Genomic DNA, 17,890 nt, shown 5'->3' with positions numbered 1-17,890 from the left:
GTCGGTCGTCCGGCGGCTTCGCCGCATTGGTCTCAGGGGCGTCGATTGAGCCTTACCGCCGTCGGCGCGTTCACTCCCGTATCCTCACCCGAACGGGAGCCTCGATGTCGAGTCTATCCGAGCGAAAGGCTCGCCTGATCGTCCATGGCGATCAGCCCTACAACGCCGAACCGCCCCTGGGCCGACTGCGCGCCTCCTACCGGACTCCGGCGGAGGACTTCTACGTCCGCTCGCACGGCGATCTACCGGACCTCGACCCAGAAACCTGGCGCCTGAGCGTCGATGGCGGAGCCGGTGTCACGCTGGACCTTTCGCTGCGCGACCTGCGGACCCGTTTCCCGGAAGCCACGGTCATGGCCACGATGCAATGTGCCGGCAATCGGCGCGCCGACATGCACGCGGTTGCCCCGGTATCCGGCGATCCGTGGGATGCCGGTGCTATCGCGACGGCCGCTTGGACCGGGGTCCGGCTCGGGGACATCCTGCGCGAGGCGGGTGTCGCGGATGGCGCGGATCTCCACGTGGCCTTCGAGAGCCATGACATGGTGGACGGCCGCCCGTACGGAGCTTCGATCCCACTCCGCAAGGCGATGGCGCCCGAAACCTTGCTCGCCTACGCCATGAACGGCGAGGCCCTGCTCCCCGAGCACGGCTTCCCGGTCCGCGCGGTCGTGCCGGGTTTCGCCGGCGTGCGCAGCCCGAAATGGCTCCGGCACCTCGCCGTGCAGGACCACCCGTCCGACAACCCGATCCAGGCCGAGGATTACAAGCTGTACCCGCCCGACGTCACCGCGGAGACGGCGGACCCGACCAAGGGACTGACCATCGACACGATGCCGCTCAACGCCGCGATCTGTGAGCCGGAACGCGGAGCCGCCCTCAAGGCCGGACGGAACCGGGTTCGCGGCTACGCGGTGAGCGGCGACAGGGCCATCGTGCGCGTCGACGTCTCCGGGAACGGTGGCCGGTCCTGGACGCAGGCTGATCTGGAGCACGAGCCGGATGCGCCGTTCGCCTGGACGTTCTGGAGCGTGGAACTCGATCTGGCTCCGGGTGAGCAGGAACTCGCCGTTCGCGCTTGGGACATGGCCGGCCAGACGCAACCGGCGCTGCCGGACGACACCTGGAACCACAAAGGCTACCTTTGCACCTGCTGGCACCGGGTGCGGATCCATGTGGACAGTCGCGGAGGTGCTTTCCCGGGCACCGCGGCTAGCCGTCGACGCTGACCGCCACGGCCATGTCCAGGAAGGCGTCCGCGGGTCCGACGAAGCTTCCGACCAGCGGCATCGCCTGCCTGATGTCGCGTGCAACCGCAACCGGGATCAGGTTCGCGCCGCCGACTTTGCCGTTCGTTGGATCGAAGGTGATCCATCCTGCGCCGGGCAGGAAGACCTCTGCCCAGGCATGGGTCGACCCGGCATCGGCGGAACCGAGCAACGTTCGTGACGGATCGTGGAGATAGCCGGAAACGACCCGGCTTCCGAAGCCGAGACTCCGCACCGCCTCGACCAGCAGGGTTGCCAGGTCCCGGCACGAGCCCATCCCGAGGGCCAGGGTCTCGCTCGGGGCCTGCGTGCCCTCGTCTTCGCGAACTTGATAGGCGATGGCGCTGCCGACCCCGGTGTTCAGGTCTTTGAGCAGCGATAGGGTGTCGGTCGGGTAGGACGCCACGAACCTCTGCGCCCACGTGCGTACGCTCGGCGTTCCCTCGGGATACTGCAGAACCGTCAAGCTGCCGAGGTCGGTCCATTCGTCGTCGGTGTACCGGAACGGGAACGTGATGGCGGACGCCGCGATGGCAAAAACCGGATAAGCCGCGGCCGATAGCTCGACCCGCGATATGCTCTCGACGACGAGACGCTCGGTCGGGGCCCCGAACGTCGCCGTCGCCACGGCATTGCCGGCGACGTCGTAGGCCCACGTGACGGTGGCGTCTGGCGAGACCGAAACGTCGCTCGCCAGCAATCGAAGGTCGCGGCTCTCCCGAGGCCGCATCATCAGCCGGTGCGGTCCGAGGTTGACCGGCTTGCGATAACGATATGTCGTCCGGTGGTGAATACGCAGATCGACCAAGGAATCACCCGCATTGATCAATCACGGCCGTGCGGGAGCGCAGGCTTTCTCGCTGCAGCGTAGCATGTATTTGGACACGGAACCGGTGGACGAGGCGATCTGCTGAGACCGCGACCTCGTCATGGGCAACCTTCCTGGGCAAGGTGGTTGGTGAACTGCGGATGCGGGATGGAGGGCGACGTCCGCGTCCGTAGGTTTCTGCCTCGAAGCGGACAGTCATGAAGCCACCCACGTCCGACATCGCGAAGGCCAAGCTGATTGAAGGCAAACCTTAAAGTGCCTCTCCCCGCATCAGCCGGGGCCGCGAACCGCGCGCGGCGGCGGCCTCGCCGATGAAGAACCGCTTCAGCCCCGGCAGCCGATCGACGATGCCGAGGCCGAGGTCACGGGCGAGCCGCAGCGGCAGGGCGTCGTTCGAGAACAGGCGGTTCAGCCCGTCGGTGGCCGCCGCCATGGCGAAGCTGTCGAAGCGCCGGGCGCGCTCGTAGTCGCGCAGGACGTCGGGGCTGCCGGGGTCGAGGCCGAGACGCAGCGCGCCGGTCATCGCCTCCGCGAGGGCGGCGGCATCCGCGAGGCCGAGATTGAGCCCCTGGCCGGCGATCGGGTGGATCACGTGGGCCGCGTCGCCCAGCAGGGCGAGACGCTGGGCGCAAAAACTCCGGGCCAGGCCAAAAGCCAGAGGATGCCGGCTCGGCCCGCGCTCCAGCGCCAGGGCACCCAGGTCGAGGGTGAAGCGGCGCTCGATCTCACCCAGCACCTCGTCGGGCTCACCGGAGAGCAGGGCGTCGGCCGCCTCGGCGCGCTCGGTCCAGACGATCGAGGAGCGGTGGCCCAGGGGGCCGCCGTCCCGCAGCGGCAGGATCGCGAAGGGGCCCGCGGGCAGGAAATGCTCGACGGCGCGGCCCCCGTGGGGCCGGGCGTGGCCGATGGTCGCCACGATGCCGACCTGCGGGTAGGACCAGCCGACCCAGCCGATCCGCGCCGCCTCCCGCAGGCGCGAGCGCGCCCCGTCGGCGGCCACCAGCAGGTCGCCGCGCAGGCGTTCGCCCGTGGTCAGCTCCGCGTGGATCGCAACGGCCTCCGGGGTCGCCCGCACCACGCCGGCCGTGGTGAAGGCGACGCCCGCCCCCCGGCAGGCCTGCGCCAGCGCCTCGGCCAGGGGCTCGGCTTCGATCATGTGGGCGAAGGGCTCGCCGTCGTCCCGTTCGTCCTCCGCTTCCTGTCCGAAGGTCAGGAAGACCGGGCGCACCGGGTCGGCGAGGCGGCTGTCGCTGATCACCATCGCGGTGACGGGCTCGGCCGCGTCCGTAAGCCGGTTCCAGACGCCGAGCCGGTCCAGCATCCGTCGGCCGCCGGCCGCCAGGGCGTAGGCCCGGCCGCGATGACGCGCCGGGTCGGCGCCGGCCGGATCGATCACCGTGACGGCGAGCGCCGGCCCGTGGGCCTGCTTGAGGGCGAGTGCCAGGGCGAGGCTGGGCAGGCCGCCGCCGGCGATCAGGAGGGAGCGGCTGCCGGGGCGGGGCGTCTCGGCCGTCATGCTGGCGGATCTCCGGTGTGGCTCCCGCGCGGGAGGCGTTGGCTTGGTTCGTTCGAAAGGCCTATGTCGCACGCGGGCAACGAACGGAAACCCCGCGCGCCATGACGGATGCCAACACCGACGCGATGACGGATGCCGTCGCCGAACTCATCGCCATCCTCGACCTCGAACGCCTGGAGGTCGACCTGTTCCGCGGCCAGAACCCGAAGACCGGCTGGCGGCGGGTTTTTGGCGGACAGGTGGTGGCGCAGGCACTGGTCGCCGCCACCCGGACCGTGCCGGACGACCGCCCGGCCCATTCCCTGCACGCCTACTTCATGCTGCCGGGCGATCCGCGCACGCCGATCGTCTACGAGGTCGAGCGCATCCGGGACGGGCGCAGCTTCACCACCCGCCGGGTCAAGGCGATCCAGCACGGGCGGGCGATCTTCGCCACCACGGTCTCGTACCAAGTGGCGGAGGAGGGGCTGGTCCACCAGCCGGCGATGCCGGACGTGGCCGGGCCGGAGGGGCTTCTGGACGGCAAGGCCCTGGCGGAAGCCGGCGGAAGCGGCATCCCGGAGGCGATCGCCGCCTATTTCGGCCGCGCGCGGCCGATCGCCCTGCGGCCGGTCGACCTGAACCGCTACAGGTCCGCCGACAAGGGCGGGCGGCCGCCCGAGCCGGTCTTCAACGTCTGGCTGCGCGCGGCTGCGACCTTGCCGGACGACCCGGCCCTCCACCGGGCGGTGCTGGCCTACGCGTCCGACATGACCCTGCTCGACGTGTCGCTGATCCCGCACGGGCGCTCGGTATTCGATCCCACCATCCAGGCGGCGAGCCTCGACCATGCCCTGTGGTTCCACCGGCCGGTGAAGATCGACGACTGGCTTCTCTACGCCCAGGACAGCCCGGCCACCGGCGGTGCCCGCGGCTTCGCCCGCGGCCAGATCTTCGATCGGGCCGGCGACCTTGTGGCCTCCGTGGCACAGGAAGGACTCATTCGTCCCGTCCGGGATTAAAACGCGGCGTCGCCGACTCGTTGCGGATCTGCAACGGGCGCACATGCATCATCTTGAGCATCCTGCCTGGAATGCAGGCATGTTTCCGCGGTGGGCTGCGCATCGTTTGATCGCCAGCGGTCAAATCATGGGCAGATCCGGACGCCAGGAAAAGGTTCCCGGTTAAGCTTATCTGGCACGCTCCTTGAATAGCGGCGTTCGACCGCGGGCCATCCCGATCCGCGGGCGATCCCGGCCGGGTCGCTCGCGGATTGGGCGACGGCAACGGTTCCCAGACTTTTCGAAGGGGGCGTCGCCCATGAAAATCGTGATGGCCATCATCAAGCCGTTCAAGCTCGAGGAGGTGCGCGACGCGCTCACCGGAATCGGCGTGCACGGCCTGACGGTGACGGAGGTGAAGGGGTATGGCCGTCAAAAGGGCCACACCGAGATCTACCGCGGCGCGGAGTACGCGGTGAGCTTCCTGCCCAAGCTGAAGATCGAGGTGGCGGTCGCCACGGACCTGACGTCGAGCGTGATCGACGCCATCGCGGGGGCGGCCCGCACCGGCCAGATCGGCGACGGCAAGATCTTCGTGATGCCGCTTGAGAAGGCGGTGCGCATCCGGACCGGCGAGACCGACGCCGACGCCCTCTGATCCGCGGCCCGGCGCCCCCGGGCCAGCGAACCGCAGAGTCTTTCAGAACAACACGGATTTGAGACCGGGAGCCACGTGCCCATGAAACTTCGTCATGCCCTCATGCTCGGCTTGGGAGGGGTGGTGATCGCCGCCCTCCTGATCGAGCCGTCCCTCGCGCAGACGCCGACACCGGAAGCCGCCACGCCGCCGCCATCCCCGATCCCCAACAAGGGCGACACGGCCTGGATGCTGATCTCCTCGGCCCTCGTGCTGATGATGTCGGTGCCCGGCCTCGCGCTGTTCTACGGCGGCCTCGTGCGCACCAAGAACATGCTCTCGGTCCTGACCCAGGTCTTCGCCATCGTGGCGATTGTCGGCCTGCTCTGGGTGTTCTACGGCTACAGCCTCGCCTTCACCAACGGCGCGGGCATCAACGACTTCGTGGGCGGCTTCTCCAAGGCCTTCCTGAAGGGCGTCGACGCCAACTCCACCGTGGCGACTTTCTCGAACGGCGTCGTGATCCCCGAATACGTCTACATCTGCTTCCAGATGACGTTCGCGATGATCACTCCGGCGCTCATCGTCGGGGCCTTCGCCGAGCGGATGAAGTTCTCGGCTCTGGTGGTGTTCATGATCCTCTGGGTCACGTTCATCTACTTCCCGATGGCCCATATGGTCTGGTACTGGGGCGGCCCGGATGCCGTCGGCAACGCCGCCAAGGCGCTGGCCGCCGCCACCGACGACGCCTCGAAGGCGACCGCTCAGGCGGCCCTCGACGCCGTCAACAAGGATGCCGGCTTCCTCTTCCAGAAGGGCGCCCTCGACTTCGCCGGCGGCACCGTGGTGCACATCAACGCCGGGATCGCGGGCTTCGTCGGCTGCCTGATCCTCGGCAAGCGCATCGGCTACGGCCGCGACCTGCTCGCCCCGCACTCGCTGACCATGACGATGATCGGCGCCTCGCTCCTGTGGGTCGGCTGGTTCGGCTTCAACGCCGGCTCGAACCTCGAGTCCAACGGCACCACCGCGCTCGCGATGCTCAACACCTTCGTGGCGACCTGCGCGGCCGCGGTGGCGTGGCTGTTCGCCGAGTGGGCGCTCAAGGGCAAGCCGTCGCTGCTCGGCATGGTCTCGGGGGCGATCGCGGGCCTCGTGGCCGTCACCCCGGCCTCGGGCTTCGCCGGCCCGATGGGCTCGATCGTGCTCGGCCTCGTGGCCGGCGTGGTCTGCTTCGTGATGTGCTCGACGGTGAAGAACGCCATCGGCTACGACGACTCGCTCGACGTGTTCGGCGTGCACTGCGTCGGCGGCATCCTGGGCGCCCTGGCGACCGGCATCCTGGTCGATCCGAGCCTCGGCGGCGTCGGCATCCCCGACTACAGCACGAAGCCGGGCGAGATGGTGGTCGGTGCCTACGACATGATGAGCCAGTTCATCGTGCAGGCCGAGGCGGTCGGCCTGACGCTCCTCTGGTCGGGCGTCGGCTCGGCGATCCTCTACAAGCTGGTCGACCTGACCATCGGCCTGCGGGTGACGCAGGAGGAGGAGCGCGAAGGCCTCGACATCGCCGATCACGGCGAGCGCGCCTACAACTACTGAGACGGGCGGGCGCGGCCCTGCGGGGTCGCGCCCACCAAACGAGACACCCCGGCTCCGCGTGGGCCGGGGTTTCTCGTCCGGGGAGGCAATCGCGGTGCGGCCGATCCTTCAGTGCACGCGCCAGGATACGCCGCCTTCGTCGAATAGGCTCTCAAGATGCCATCGGAAGGCCGGCCTGCTTCAGGACGCCGTTTGCCGTATGACGGGATTTGACGCTGCCATCGACGACGACCTTGCGGCCGGTCTCCGCGTGCTGCCAGATCTCAGGGTCGCCGCGACCCATGCGGAAGAATCGGTAACCGCTGGCATGGAGCAGTTTCTTGAGATCGGGCGTATCATCGGTCACGCCGCCCCGACGCGCGCACGATCATGCGCGTAGGCGATGAGGTCAACGTCGAGATCCCCGTCCTGCAGGTCTTCCAGCAGATCTTGAATTATCCCCGGGAGCTTGCGCCTGAGTCCGTCGAGCGACTCGGCTTCCGTAGCGAGGCCCGGGACGGCACTTTCGGAGACGTACCAGACCGCCGCGTCCGGATCCCAGGCACAGCGGACGACGGCGTGGCGTGTCATGGCGAGGCTCCTGAAGCGCGCCCAGGCACCGCGCGAATCCAGGGGCGCGACAAGATTCCCTCAATACGGGGTCGCGTATCCGCGACCCCAATTGGCACGGCAAAGCGAACGGTCCTACGCCGCTTTGGCCAGCACGGCCTTCTGCTCCACGAAGGCCCAGTCGAGCCAGGGCGTCAGCGCCTCCAGATCGGCGGTCTCCACCGTGGCGCCGCACCAGATCCGCAGGCCCGCGGGGGCGTCGCGGTAGGCGCCGATGTCGAGGGCGACGCCCTCCCGGTCGAGCCGGTCCACGATCCCCGCCGCGAAGGCCGAGACCGCGGCGTCGCCCCGGGCGAGCACGTCCGGATCGGCGATCACGAGGCAGACGCCCGTGTTCGAGTAGGTCGCCGGATCGACCGCCAGCGGCGCGATCCAGGGGGTGCGCGCCACCCAGTCGTAGATCGCCCTCGCGTTCGCATCCGCCCTGGCGTGCAGGGCCGGCAGGCCGCCGATCCGCTCGGCCCAGGCTAGGGTGTCGAGGTAATCCTCCACCGCCAGCATGGAGGGCGTGTTGATCGTGTCGCCCTTGAAGATGCCCTCGATCAGCGTGCCGTCCTTGGTCAGGCGAAACACCTTCGGCAGCGGCCAGGACGGCGTGTGGCTCTCCAGCCGCGCCACCGCGCGCGGCGAGAGGATCAGCATCCCGTGCGCCGCCTCGCCGCCCATCACCTTTTGCCAGGAGAAGGTCACGACATCGAGCTTGTCCCAGGGCAGGGCTTGAGCGAAGGCCGCCGAGGTGGCGTCGCAGATCGTCAGGCCCTCGCGGTCGGCCGCGATCCAGGCGCCGTCCGGCACCTTCACGCCGGCCGCGGTGCCGTTCCAGGTGAAGACCACGTCGCTGTGCCGCGTGTCGATCGCCGCGAGGTCCGGCAGCACACCGTAGGGCGTCTGGTGGATCGTCGGATCGATCCTGAGCTGCTTCAGCGCGTCCGTCACCCACTCCTTGCCGAACGCCTCCCAGGCGGCGACTTCGACGGGCTTCGGCCCGAGCATCGTCCACATCGCCATCTCGACGGCACCGGTATCGGAGGCCGGCACGATGCCGATCCGGTAATCGGCCGGCACCTGCAGGACGGAGCGCGTCAGGTCGATCGCCCGGCCGAGCTTGGCCTTGCCCAGCGGCGAGCGGTGCGACCGGCCGAGCGCCGCACCGGCCAGGGCCGCCGGGGTCCAGCCCGGGCGCTTGGCGCAGGGCCCGGAGGAGAAATGGGGCACGCGCGGGCGCTGCGTCGGGCGGCTGGTCATCGCGAATCCATCCTGCAGACGGGCGCTCCTCGGCGGGGAGGAGATCCCGGGCTCGCGCATGCGCCGAAACCAGTCGTCTGGCAAGCGCTTGCCAGCGTTGCACGCTTCACGGGATGGCCCCGGCCGGGACAGGACGTCCGGAGCCGTGGAACAGTCGATTAAGCCTGGGCCGTTAGGCTTAATGCTGTGCCGCGTAGCGTTTGAGGTACACTGATGTCTATGCACAGCGCCGCGTTAGTGGCGGCCTGGTCCGCTCTTCTTGTGGTTATTGGCGCCTTAACGGCCCACATCGCGCTCCCGAGCCGCCTGCGACGGCCGATTCCGCAGCCGCTGCGACGCGATCACCTGGATTACGACCGGGACGGCCCGGTGATCGATCTGGAAGCGGCCTGAGCGGCGGCGAGATCCGGCCGCCGCTCGGCGGTGATGCGCTCGGCCTCGTCCCGCCGCCATCGGGCGATGGCGGCGTGGTTGCCGCTTGACAGCACGTCGGGGATCACGCGGCCCTCCCAGTCCCGGGGGCGCGTGTAGTGCGGGTATTCGAGGAGGCCGCCCTCGAAACTCTCCTCGACGCCGGATTCCGTCTTGCCCATCACGCCGGGCAGGAGCCGCACGCAGGCATCGAGCACCACCAGGGCGGCGATCTCGCCGCCCGAGAGCACGTAATCGCCGATCGAGACCTCTTCCAAGCCGCGCCCGGCGATCACCCGCTCGTCCACGCCCTCGAACCGGCCGCAGACGATCACCGCGCCGGGCCCTCCCGCGAGGGCGCGCACCCGCGCCTGGGTGAGCGGCCGGCCGCGGGGAGACATCAGCAGGCGCGGGCGCGGGTCGCCGGCCGGGCTCGCAGCGTCGATGGCGGCGGCCAGCACATCGCAGCGCAGCACCATGCCGGCACCGCCCCCCGCCGGGGTGTCGTCCACCGCCCGGTGGCGGCCGAGGCCGTGCTCCCGGATGCTGCGGGCGTCCAGGCTCCAGGTGCCCCGGGCGAGGGCATCGCCCGACAGCGAGACGCCGAGGGGGCCGGGGAACATCTCCGGATAGAGGGTGAGGATCGTGGCCCGCCAGGGCGTGTCCGTGCGCATCATGGCGCTTGATCGCGCGCGGGGTGCGGCACGGTCAACGCCGGCGGCACCGATCCGGCCTCCGGCGTGTTACCGGCCATGATCCGGATCCTGGCCCTTCTCGCCCTCATCCTCGCCGGGCCGGCCCGCGCGGCCGAACCGCTGGCGCCCCCCGGCGCCCCGGCGGAGGCGTTTCCGAAACCCGACCGGCCAGTGGCCGAGATCGTCGCGCCGCGCTGGTCCTCCGAGGCCGAGCGCGATAGGGACGGCGAATTCGCCGCGGTCGCCCGGGGGATGGGCTTCAAGGCCGGCGAGACGGTGGCGGATATCGGGGCCGGCAGCGGCTACTACGTGGTGCGGCTGAGCCCGCTCGTCGGCCCGGGCGGCCGGGTGCTGGCGGAGGACGTGACGCCCGAATACCTCGCCAGCCTCGAGAAGCGCGTAGCCGCGCTCGCCAACGTCACCGTGGTGCGGGGCGAGCCGCACGATCCGCGCCTGCCCGCGAACTCCGTGGACGCCGCGATCCTCGTGCACATGTATCACGAGATTACCCAGCCCTTCGGACTGCTCCATAACCTCGCCCCGGCGATGCGTCCGGGCGGCCGCGTCGGCATCGTCGACGCCGACGACATCCCCTCCCGCCACGGCACCCCGCCGGCGCTCCTGCGTTGCGAATTGAAGGCCGCGGGCTACCGGGAGACCGGATTCCACCCGTTGAAGGGTGGAGCCTATCTCGCGGTGTTCGCCGCACCCGCCCCCGATCGGCAACCCGCGCCGGAGACGATCCGCCCATGCAGGGACCAAGCGACACATCGGTAAGGTTGCCTGACGATCGCCGGCGGCGGGAGGCAGGCGTGGCCTACCGCGGAACATATCTGGCCAGCCCAAGGTTGGGGCATTGTTTCCAGAATGTTTCCAGCATCTGAGTGTAGCAATCATGTCCCTTCGACTCACGGGTTTGGCAGCGGGCCTGACGCTCGCGGCGATGAGTTTCACGGGTCTCGCGTCCGCGACCGTCCTCGATCGGACGATTGGCCTGCACGGCATGCCAACGACCTGGTCCAAGATGACCCGCCATCGCATGCGGGCGAACCGGCGGACCGTGCGGAACAAGGGTGCGGGGACGGCCTCATCGTCGGCGCCGAACGGTCGCGGAACGGGCCTGGGGCCAACCGGTCAGCCGAGCGGCGTCAAGTAAGCTGCCTCCCGGCCCATGGAAGCGTGGGCCCGCCGATCCGGCGGCCTGCCGCTCCGCCCCCGTCACATCGGCCGCGCGCGACATCCGCGCGTGGCCGGTCAAAGTGCCAACGCCATCGGAGATCATCCCCTTGTCGATACCCCCTGTGCGGCTCCCGTCGCGCCTCCTCGCCACCGCCGGTGGGCTCAGCCTCGTCCTGCTTGCCCTATCGGGTGCTGCGCATGCGCAATCGGTCGGTAGCCGGATCGATCAGCCGACGCCGGCGACGCTGCCCCCTGGAACACATGATGCCGGGAATGCGCCCGCTCCGGCGAACCAGCCGACCGGTCGTGTCGCGCCGCCGAGCGCCATCAGTTCGTCCACCGATGTCATCGCGGGTGGTTCCGTTCAGGGTGGCGGAAGCAGCGGCAAGGTCGATCCGATCGAGCACTTGCCGAAGGACATGAAGCGCTAACATCCGTGTCCGATCCCAACGATCGAAGGCCCCGCCGTCAGCCTGGAACGTCATCCCGGACGCCGATGACCGCCCTTCCGGATGATGCGCTCCGGTACGCCAAGGAGGTCGCCCGCGTGACGCATGCCGGCGAGCCCCTTCTCGACCCGGCCCGATGAGATCCGCGCGCCGCGCCTTCGAAAGCGTCCTGACGCTCGTTCGGCGCTCGATGCGGGAATTCATCGGCCTCCCGCTCCTCGTCGTGGCCGGATATCTCGGTCTGTTCGCGCTGAGCTATCTTCTGGATGACGTCCTCTGGGATCGCCCCGGTCCGCCGGCCTTCCCGTGGCTGGCGCATCGACTCGGCAACACGGCAGCGATCGCGAGCCTGCTCGGCACCCTCGCGTCCGGCATGATCACCGTGACGTCGATCACCTTCTCGCTCCTGCTGATCGCCGTACAGCAGACGGCCTCGACCCTTTCGACCCACGTCTACGACCAGTTCATCCAGCGACGCTCCAACAAGTTCAGTTTCGGATTCTTCGTCGGGCTCAGCGTCTTCGTGCTGCTGACGCTCGGCAGCGCCACCCCGACCCACAAGCCGATCCTCGGGGCCCTGCTGTCGCTCCTGATGACCGGGGCCGCCCTCTGCATGGTGGTGATCCTGATCTACAGCACCATCGATCAGATGCGCCCGCCCTCGGTGATCACCGCGATCCATGACCATACGCTCAAGGCGCGCGCGGTCGACCGGAGCCTGATCGCGCGCACGCGCCGGATGCCCCATGACGGCCTGTCATGGTCTCAGATCATCCGCACGGATGCCTACGGCGTGGTCTGCGGCATGGATCTGCCGGCCATCGAGCGGTCGGCGGCGGCGCACGACGTCGACATCGAGATCCTGGCGCGCACCGGCACCAATCTGGCCTTCCGCGATCCGCTCTACCGTATCCACGCCGCCCGCCCCGTGCCGGCCGACGCGCGGGGCGCCCTGGACGAGGCGATCGCCGCAGCCATCAAGATCGAGCCCCGCAGGACCATCGACAGCGATGCCGGCTTCGGGATCGAGCAGCTCTCCTCGATCGCCTGGACGACCGCTTCGACATCCAAGCAGAACCCGCAGCCGGCGATCCTCGTCTGCCATTGCCTGCGCGATCTCATCGCGCGCTGGAGCCGCGCCGATCCGATCCCGGAACGCGCCGCATCCCGGATCATCTACGCGGATGGGGCGGTGGACGATGCCATTCTGGCGATCGCCGCGATCGGTGTCGTCGCGTCGGAAAGCATGCAGAACACCCTTGCCGCCGAGGTGTGGCGGACCCTCGCGACGCTGATCGACGATGTGCCGGTCGAGCGGCTGCCGGCGCTGACGGACACGGTTCGCCGGCTGCTCTCCTCCCTCGGCGATCACGTGCTGACCCGCGATCTGGAGGAGTCCCTCGATCGATGCCGGCTCGCCCTGGACGGCAGGGGCGAGGCGCCGGTCGCCGACGAGATCCGGCTGGCGGCCGGGAAACTGGCGTCGAGTATCGGTGTCCTCAACGCGCGCGGGACGCGCGTGCCGGCACCGGCCTGAGATCCACGGCCCGCCTTCACCCTTTCTCAGCCCAAGGTTGTCACCATCGCGGCCCGTCGCCCACGATGCAGGCCGCCGCATGCTCCTCGGACTCTGGCTCGATCAACCGCTCTGGGCGATCTTCGCGGTGCTGGCCCTGCTGTTCGGCCTCCTCAGCGTTGTCCTGTACGGACTGTCGCATCGGCGCCGGACGCGTCCGCTGATGCGCCGCCTCGGCGCCGGCATGGTGCCCACCTACTTCACCGCGCTCGCGACCCTGCTGGCCCTGCTCACGGGATTCGTGGCCAACGATGCCTGGGAGCGCCAGCGCTCGGCCGCCCGCGCCCTCCAGGCCGAGCGCGCCGACGCCCTGGCGCTCTACGATCTCAGCCTCGCCTCGGCTTCCGACATGCGCAATATCCGGGCGGCCCTCGTCGCCTATCTCGACGCGGTGATCGAGCGGGAATGGCCACGGATGAGCGAGGGCGGCTACGCCCCGGAGGCCGGGGCCGGGCTGCGGAGGCTGTTGGAATCGGTGTCCGATCCGAAGATCACCGCGGAGGCGGGCGCGCCGACCCACAGCGCGCTGGTCGGCGCCGCCATGGCGCTGCGGGGCGACCGCGGCGAGCGGCTGGCTCTGAGCCAGAGCACCAGCGACGGGACCAAGTGGCTGACCCTGCTGATCCTGGCGGCGCTCACGCTCGTGGCCCTGGGGCTCGTCCACACGGAGCATCCCGCCGCCCAGGCGACGGTGCTGACCACCTTCTCGCTGGCGATGGTCACCACCCTCGGCCTGATCGCCCTGCATGAGCGCCCCTTCGACGGGCCTTTGGCGATGAGCGCGGAACCGCTGGTGATCGCCCGGGCCGCGGTGACGGTGTCGACGCCGTAGGGATCAGCCCGGATCGTCGGCCGGCTTCTCCCCCGGCGGGGCGAACAGATCCTGCGGCGCCACCACGGTGACGCGGCGCTGCGCCACGTCGAGCACCGGCACGAACGCCTTGGTGAAGGGCAGGAGCGCCGTCGCGCCGCCGTTCGGCGAGCGCAATTCCAGGAGATCGCCGCCGCCGTAATTCGGCACGGCCACGATCGTCCCGATGACGGTGCCGGTCTCGTCGACGGCCGTGGCGCCGATCAGGTCGGCGGCGTAGACCTCATCCTCGTCCTCGGGGGCGGCGAGGCGGTCGCGGGGGATGAACAGGGCGACGCGGTTCAGCGCCTCGGCAGCGCTGCGGCCGGAGACGCCCTTCACCCGGGCGATCAGCATGTCGGGGGAGGTGCCCGGCGCGGGGCGCACCTCGGCGAGCGTCAGGGTTCGGCCGTCCGCGGTCAGCAGGGCGCCGTAGCCGGCGATCGCCCGCGGTTCGGCCGCGTAGGATTTGAGGCGGACCTCGCCGGTGAGCCCGTGCGCTCGCCCGAACTCGCCCATCAGGACGAGATTCGGGTCGGCGGGCGGTGGCGCCGGCTTGGGGGTCGGCGCCTTCGGCGAGGTCGCGGCATCGGGCGCGATCGCGCCGACAGCCGCGTTCATGCGGCCCCGGCGGCCGCCGTCGCGGGGGGATGGTCCTGCGGGGCGGCGCGCCATGGGAAACGCCTTACGCTGCGGCGTCCTCGGCCGGGGCGGCGGCCTTCTCGGCCCGCTTGGCGGCGCGCTCCTTGGCCTTCTCGCCGGGCTCGGCCTTCTGCGGGTTGTTGCGGGTCGGGCGCTTGGCCAGGCCGGCTTGGTCGAGGAAGCGCAGCACGCGGTCGGTCGGCTGCGCGCCCTTGGCGAGCCAGCCCTGGATCTTATCATTGTCGAGCACGATCCGGGCCGGATCGTCCTTGGCCTTCATCGGGTCGTAGGCGCCGACCTTGTCGATGAAGCGGCCGTCGCGCGGGGCGCGGGCGTCGGCGACGACGATGCGGTAGTAGGGGCGCTTCTTGGCGCCGCCGCGTGTGAGGCGGATCTTGAGGGCCATTTTCTTACGACTTTCTCTCGGTGTCGGTCGCCGACTCGTGCGTCGCCGCGATCGACTGGTGGTGCCGGATGACTTCCTTGACCACGAAGGCCAGAAATTTCTCGGCGAAATCGGGGTCGAGCTTGGCGTCGACCGCGAGCGTGCGGAGCCGGGCGACCTGGCGGGCCTCCCGGTCCGGATCGGAAGGGGGGATCCCCTTTCGGGCCTTGAGCTCGCCGACCCGCTGCGTGCAGCGGAACCGCTCGGCGAGGAGATGGATCAGCGCCGCATCGAAATTGTCGATGCTGTCGCGCAGGCGGGCGAGTTCGGGATCGACGGCCTGCGCCGCGAGCACGTTCATTTCTTCTTCCCCGGCATGAACCCGCCGAGACCCGGCAGCCGCGGGCCGCCGAGGCCGGGAAGCCCCGGAAGCTTCGGCATGCCGCCCCCGCCGCCGAGGCCCGGCGGCATCGGCGGCAGCTTGCCGCCGAACTGCTTCTCGAGCTGCGCGATCTGCTCGGGCGTAGGCTCCGGCATGCCGGGGGGGAGTCCGGGCATGCCGCCGCCCATCCCGCCCCCGCCGCCGAGGCCGAACATCGAGCCGAGCGCCTGCCCGATCCCGCGCTTGCCGGAGCCCATCGCCTTCATCATGTCGGCCATGGTCCGGTGCATCTTCAGGAGCTTGTTGATCTCCGAGACGTCGACGCCCGAGCCCGCCGCGATGCGCTTCTTGCGGGAGTTCTTGAGGAGATCCGGGTTCTTGCGCTCCTGCGGGGTCATCGACGAGATGATGGCGCGCTGGCGCCTGAACATCTTCTCGTCGAGGTTGGCCCCTTCGACCTGCTTCTTGATCTGGCCCATGCCGGGCAGCATGCCCATCAGGCCGCCGATGCCGCCCATCTTCTCCATCTGGCCGAGCTGCATGGACAAGTCTTCGAGGTCGAACTTGCCCTTGCGCATCTTCTCCGCGGTGCGGAGCGCCTGCTCGTGGTCGATGGTCTCGGCGGCTTTCTCGACCAGGGAGACGATGTCGCCCATGCCGAGGATGCGGTTGGCGACCCGGGCCGGGTGGAACTCCTCCAGCGCGTCGACCTTCTCGCCGGTACCGACGAGCTTGATCGGCTTGCCGGTGACGGCGCGCATGGAGAGCGCCGCGCCGCCACGGGAATCGCCGTCCATGCGGGTCAGCACGATGCCGGTGACGCCGAGGCGCTCGTCGAAGGCGCGGGCGGTGTTGACCGCGTCCTGACCGGTGAGCGCGTCGGCGACGAGCAGCACCTCGTGGGGCTTCGTCGCGGCCTTCACCTCGGCGGCCTCGGCCATCAGGGCCTCGTCCACCGTGGTCCGGCCGGCGGTGTCGAGCATCACCACGTCGAAGCCGCCGAACCGGGCGGCGTCCATCGCGCGCTTGGCGATCTGGACCGCCGACTGGCCGGCGATGATCGGCAGGCTCTCGACGCCGACCTGCTTGGCCAGCACCGCGAGCTGCTCCATGGCGGCCGGGCGGCGGGTGTCGAGGGAGGCGAGCAGCACCTTGCGCTTCTCGCGCTCGGTGAGCCGCCGGGCGATCTTGGCGGTGGTGGTGGTTTTTCCTGAGCCCTGCAGGCCGACCATCAGGATCGGCACCGGGGCGGGGGCGTTGAGATCCACGGTCTCGGCATCGGTGCCGAGCATCGCCACGAGCTCGTCGTTGACGATCTTCACGACCATCTGGCCGGGCGTCACCGACTTGAGCACGACGGCGCCGACCGCCTTCTCGCGCACCTTGTCGGTGAAGCCGCGCACAACTTCGAGGGCGACGTCGGCCTCCAGCAGGGCGCGGCGCACCTCGCGCATGGCGGCGGTGACGTCGGCCTCGGTGAGCGCGCCGCGGCGCGTCAGCCCCGAGAGGATGCCGGAGAGGCGGTCGGACAGGCCTTCGAACATGCTCTGACGCCCCACCGTTACTGTTCGAGCCCGGCGCGCTCGACCCGGCGCGCCTGGAGATCGGCCTCGAAGCTGCGCAGGGCCTTGGCGAACTTGTCCCGGCACTCCGGGTTGCAGAAGCCCACCACGGCACCGTTGTAGAGGGTGAGCGAATCGGCCGAGATCGGCTTGCCCGACCACGGGCAGGTCTCGTTGATCGCGTCCTCGATGTGCAACGTGTGCTGATCTGGCGTCATGCGGGTGCCTCGGCCGGCGGGGCCCGCCCTCGCGGATCGGCCAACGCCCATCGCGCCCGAGGGCGCGGACGCGCTGTCGGGCGTTGACCTCCGGCCTCGGGGGGCCGGTCGGCTTGGCTTCGGTCGATCTGCTTCGGATCGGGAGGGCGGGGCGTAGCCGCGCCGGGGCGGAAAGTCAATTTCCGTGGCGGAGCCGCCGTCGCGGCGGCGGCTCGCTTTACCACTCGTTAAGCATGTTCGGATTGTCTGCGGGACGATCTCGTTCAGGATGCCGCCCATGTCGGAACCCGCCCGCTCCCTGCCGACCGAGTCCGGCGGCCGCCCCGCGCCCGGGCCGCTCCGGGACTGGCTCTCGGCGATGAAGACCCACAGCCCGGCTGAGAAACCCCGTCCCGACCCGAAGGCCGGCCACGGTGCCGCCGAGAGCGCGTGGTCGCCGCGGGTCGTCGGCCGGTCCGAGCCCACGCATGCGGCCGAGTCCGAGGATGCCGACATCTCCGAGCTGATGGCCGAGAACCTGATGCTGAAGGCGAAGCTCCGCCTGGAAGCCGAGCGTCAGGACGAGCTGCAGGCGATCCTCGCGGAGGAGATCCGCACCTTACGCGCCCACATCCAGGACGAGATCGGCTCCCTCGACGACCTACGGGCGGAGCAGGCGGAGATTCGCGCCGAGCGCGAGCGCTTCAAGGCGGAGCGCGCGTCGATGCAGGCCGAGCGCTCTGCCCTGGTCGGCGAGCGCGACGCCCTGCGCGAGGAGCGCGACCTGTGGCGCGCCCGGACCGAAGCGCTGGCCCAGCCGCTGTTCCAGGCGCAGAAGCGCTGACCCTGAAAAGCCGAAGGGCCACCCGAGTGGGT

Annotated in this window: 20 protein-coding genes; 9 read left to right on the top strand and 11 right to left on the bottom strand. The window is 70.0% G+C overall.

Going from position 1 to position 17,890, the window contains the following annotated elements; genetic code table 11:
• Window positions 1-104: 104 nt before the first annotated feature.
• Window positions 105-1,229, top strand: coding sequence for a molybdopterin-dependent oxidoreductase (locus MKK75_RS30385; RefSeq protein WP_244046208.1), 1,125 nt, complete (start codon window positions 105-107; stop codon window positions 1,227-1,229).
• Here the strand turns inward: MKK75_RS30385 and MKK75_RS30380 are convergent.
• Both MKK75_RS30380 and MKK75_RS30375 read right to left on the bottom strand, forming a co-directional pair.
• The gene (locus MKK75_RS30380) at window positions 1,213-2,076 is read right to left on the bottom strand and encodes a transglutaminase family protein (protein ID WP_244046207.1); all 864 of its coding nucleotides are present in this window, start codon (window positions 2,074-2,076) and stop codon (window positions 1,213-1,215) included. The genes MKK75_RS30385 and MKK75_RS30380 overlap by 17 nt on opposite strands.
• Window positions 2,077-2,347: 271 nt before the next feature.
• Window positions 2,348-3,613 (bottom strand): FAD-dependent monooxygenase, encoded by a 1,266-nt coding sequence (locus MKK75_RS30375; protein WP_244046206.1) that lies wholly within the window; start codon window positions 3,611-3,613, stop codon window positions 2,348-2,350.
• A 101-nt stretch (window positions 3,614-3,714) separates the two neighbouring features.
• On the opposite strand from MKK75_RS30375, the gene tesB reads away from it, so the two are divergent.
• The 3 genes from tesB (at window position 3,715) to MKK75_RS30360 (ending at window position 6,832) form a co-directional block, all read left to right on the top strand.
• Window positions 3,715-4,614, top strand: coding sequence for an acyl-CoA thioesterase II (gene tesB / locus MKK75_RS30370; protein ID WP_244046205.1), 900 nt, complete (start codon window positions 3,715-3,717; stop codon window positions 4,612-4,614).
• 298 nt (window positions 4,615-4,912) lie between these two features.
• A complete protein-coding gene (locus tag MKK75_RS30365) occupies window positions 4,913-5,251 on the top strand; it encodes a P-II family nitrogen regulator (RefSeq protein ID WP_091718767.1) in 339 nt (112 codons plus the stop codon).
• Window positions 5,252-5,332: 81 nt separating this feature from the next.
• The gene (locus MKK75_RS30360; RefSeq protein WP_244046204.1) at window positions 5,333-6,832 is read left to right on the top strand and encodes an ammonium transporter; all 1,500 of its coding nucleotides are present in this window, start codon (window positions 5,333-5,335) and stop codon (window positions 6,830-6,832) included.
• 151 nt (window positions 6,833-6,983) lie between these two features.
• Here the strand turns inward: MKK75_RS30360 and MKK75_RS30355 are convergent, their stop codons facing one another.
• The 4 genes from MKK75_RS30355 to trmD all read right to left on the bottom strand — a co-directional run bounded on the left by MKK75_RS30355 (window position 6,984) and on the right by trmD (window position 9,774).
• Complete coding sequence (locus MKK75_RS30355) at window positions 6,984-7,178, bottom strand: type II toxin-antitoxin system HicA family toxin (RefSeq protein ID WP_244046203.1); 195 nt, start codon at window positions 7,176-7,178, stop codon at window positions 6,984-6,986.
• Window positions 7,175-7,402: a DUF1902 domain-containing protein gene (locus MKK75_RS30350; protein WP_244046202.1), complete on the bottom strand. Its 228-nt coding sequence runs from the start codon at window positions 7,400-7,402 to the stop codon at window positions 7,175-7,177. The genes MKK75_RS30355 and MKK75_RS30350 overlap by 4 nt, the downstream gene beginning before the upstream one ends.
• 114 nt (window positions 7,403-7,516) lie before the next feature.
• Window positions 7,517-8,686, bottom strand: a complete 1,170-nt coding sequence (locus MKK75_RS30345; protein ID WP_244046201.1) for a phosphoserine transaminase — start codon at window positions 8,684-8,686, stop codon at window positions 7,517-7,519.
• Window positions 8,687-9,036: 350 nt separating this feature from the next.
• Window positions 9,037-9,774, bottom strand: a complete 738-nt coding sequence (gene trmD / locus MKK75_RS30340; RefSeq protein ID WP_244046200.1) for a tRNA (guanosine(37)-N1)-methyltransferase TrmD — start codon at window positions 9,772-9,774, stop codon at window positions 9,037-9,039.
• A 75-nt stretch (window positions 9,775-9,849) separates the two neighbouring features.
• On the opposite strand from trmD, the gene MKK75_RS30335 reads away from it, so the two are divergent.
• The 4 genes from MKK75_RS30335 (at window position 9,850) to MKK75_RS30320 (ending at window position 13,828) form a co-directional block, all read left to right on the top strand.
• Window positions 9,850-10,569 (top strand): class I SAM-dependent methyltransferase, encoded by a 720-nt coding sequence (locus MKK75_RS30335; RefSeq protein WP_244046199.1) that lies wholly within the window; start codon window positions 9,850-9,852, stop codon window positions 10,567-10,569.
• Window positions 10,570-11,093: 524 nt separating this feature from the next.
• Complete coding sequence (locus MKK75_RS30330; RefSeq protein WP_244046198.1) at window positions 11,094-11,402, top strand: hypothetical protein; 309 nt, start codon at window positions 11,094-11,096, stop codon at window positions 11,400-11,402.
• Between the two features lie 154 nt (window positions 11,403-11,556).
• Window positions 11,557-12,957: a DUF2254 family protein gene (locus MKK75_RS30325; protein ID WP_244046197.1), complete on the top strand. Its 1,401-nt coding sequence runs from the start codon at window positions 11,557-11,559 to the stop codon at window positions 12,955-12,957.
• Between the two features lie 79 nt (window positions 12,958-13,036).
• Complete coding sequence (locus MKK75_RS30320; RefSeq protein ID WP_244046196.1) at window positions 13,037-13,828, top strand: DUF4239 domain-containing protein; 792 nt, start codon at window positions 13,037-13,039, stop codon at window positions 13,826-13,828.
• A 3-nt stretch (window positions 13,829-13,831) separates the two neighbouring features.
• Here the strand turns inward: MKK75_RS30320 and rimM are convergent, their stop codons facing one another.
• Genes rimM through MKK75_RS30295 form a run of 5 tightly spaced genes read right to left on the bottom strand, consistent with a single transcriptional unit; the run spans window position 13,832 to window position 17,035 of the window.
• Window positions 13,832-14,521 (bottom strand): ribosome maturation factor RimM, encoded by a 690-nt coding sequence (gene rimM / locus MKK75_RS30315; protein WP_244046195.1) that lies wholly within the window; start codon window positions 14,519-14,521, stop codon window positions 13,832-13,834.
• Between the two features lie 10 nt (window positions 14,522-14,531).
• Window positions 14,532-14,894 (bottom strand): 30S ribosomal protein S16, encoded by a 363-nt coding sequence (gene rpsP, locus MKK75_RS30310; protein WP_244046194.1) that lies wholly within the window; start codon window positions 14,892-14,894, stop codon window positions 14,532-14,534.
• A 4-nt stretch (window positions 14,895-14,898) separates the two neighbouring features.
• Window positions 14,899-15,234 (bottom strand): chorismate mutase, encoded by a 336-nt coding sequence (locus MKK75_RS30305; protein ID WP_244046193.1) that lies wholly within the window; start codon window positions 15,232-15,234, stop codon window positions 14,899-14,901.
• Window positions 15,231-16,799 (bottom strand): signal recognition particle protein, encoded by a 1,569-nt coding sequence (gene ffh / locus MKK75_RS30300; RefSeq protein WP_244046192.1) that lies wholly within the window; start codon window positions 16,797-16,799, stop codon window positions 15,231-15,233. The genes MKK75_RS30305 and ffh overlap by 4 nt, the downstream gene beginning before the upstream one ends.
• A 17-nt stretch (window positions 16,800-16,816) precedes the next feature.
• Window positions 16,817-17,035, bottom strand: coding sequence for a glutathione S-transferase (locus tag MKK75_RS30295; protein WP_244046191.1), 219 nt, complete (start codon window positions 17,033-17,035; stop codon window positions 16,817-16,819).
• A gap of 277 nt (window positions 17,036-17,312) precedes the next feature.
• On the opposite strand from MKK75_RS30295, the gene MKK75_RS30290 reads away from it, so the two are divergent.
• A complete protein-coding gene (locus tag MKK75_RS30290) occupies window positions 17,313-17,858 on the top strand; it encodes an ATPase (protein ID WP_244046190.1) in 546 nt (181 codons plus the stop codon).
• The last annotated feature ends 32 nt before the right edge of the window (window positions 17,859-17,890 follow it).

Origin of the sequence: Methylobacterium sp. J-030, assembly GCF_022829545.1 — a bacterium.
Classification (GTDB): Bacteria; Pseudomonadota; Alphaproteobacteria; order Rhizobiales; family Beijerinckiaceae; genus Methylobacterium.
Note: the sequence above shows the minus strand (reverse complement) of the source record. Positions and strands in the feature narration are given on the sequence as shown.

What these genes read in the sequence shown, in the direction of transcription:
- MKK75_RS30375 (WP_244046206.1), bottom strand. Translation starts at nt 3,613, where the DNA reads ATGACGGCCGAGACGCCCCGCCCCGGCAGCCGCTCCCTCCTGATCGCC.
- MKK75_RS30360 (WP_244046204.1), top strand. Translation starts at nt 5,333, where the DNA reads ATGAAACTTCGTCATGCCCTCATGCTCGGCTTGGGAGGGGTGGTGATC.
- MKK75_RS30305 (WP_244046193.1), bottom strand. Translation starts at nt 15,234, where the DNA reads ATGAACGTGCTCGCGGCGCAGGCCGTCGATCCCGAACTCGCCCGCCTG.
- MKK75_RS30295 (WP_244046191.1), bottom strand. Translation starts at nt 17,035, where the DNA reads ATGACGCCAGATCAGCACACGTTGCACATCGAGGACGCGATCAACGAG.
- rimM (WP_244046195.1), bottom strand. Translation starts at nt 14,521, where the DNA reads ATGGCGCGCCGCCCCGCAGGACCATCCCCCCGCGACGGCGGCCGCCGG.
- rpsP (WP_244046194.1), bottom strand. Translation starts at nt 14,894, where the DNA reads ATGGCCCTCAAGATCCGCCTCACACGCGGCGGCGCCAAGAAGCGCCCC.
- MKK75_RS30335 (WP_244046199.1), top strand. Translation starts at nt 9,850, where the DNA reads ATGATCCGGATCCTGGCCCTTCTCGCCCTCATCCTCGCCGGGCCGGCC.
- MKK75_RS30385 (WP_244046208.1), top strand. Translation starts at nt 105, where the DNA reads ATGTCGAGTCTATCCGAGCGAAAGGCTCGCCTGATCGTCCATGGCGAT.
- MKK75_RS30290 (WP_244046190.1), top strand. Translation starts at nt 17,313, where the DNA reads ATGTCGGAACCCGCCCGCTCCCTGCCGACCGAGTCCGGCGGCCGCCCC.
- tesB (WP_244046205.1), top strand. Translation starts at nt 3,715, where the DNA reads ATGACGGATGCCAACACCGACGCGATGACGGATGCCGTCGCCGAACTC.
- trmD (WP_244046200.1), bottom strand. Translation starts at nt 9,774, where the DNA reads ATGATGCGCACGGACACGCCCTGGCGGGCCACGATCCTCACCCTCTAT.
- MKK75_RS30325 (WP_244046197.1), top strand. Translation starts at nt 11,557, where the DNA reads ATGAGATCCGCGCGCCGCGCCTTCGAAAGCGTCCTGACGCTCGTTCGG.
- MKK75_RS30320 (WP_244046196.1), top strand. Translation starts at nt 13,037, where the DNA reads ATGCTCCTCGGACTCTGGCTCGATCAACCGCTCTGGGCGATCTTCGCG.
- ffh (WP_244046192.1), bottom strand. Translation starts at nt 16,799, where the DNA reads ATGTTCGAAGGCCTGTCCGACCGCCTCTCCGGCATCCTCTCGGGGCTG.
- MKK75_RS30345 (WP_244046201.1), bottom strand. Translation starts at nt 8,686, where the DNA reads ATGACCAGCCGCCCGACGCAGCGCCCGCGCGTGCCCCATTTCTCCTCC.
- MKK75_RS30365 (WP_091718767.1), top strand. Translation starts at nt 4,913, where the DNA reads ATGAAAATCGTGATGGCCATCATCAAGCCGTTCAAGCTCGAGGAGGTG.
- MKK75_RS30350 (WP_244046202.1), bottom strand. Translation starts at nt 7,402, where the DNA reads ATGACACGCCACGCCGTCGTCCGCTGTGCCTGGGATCCGGACGCGGCG.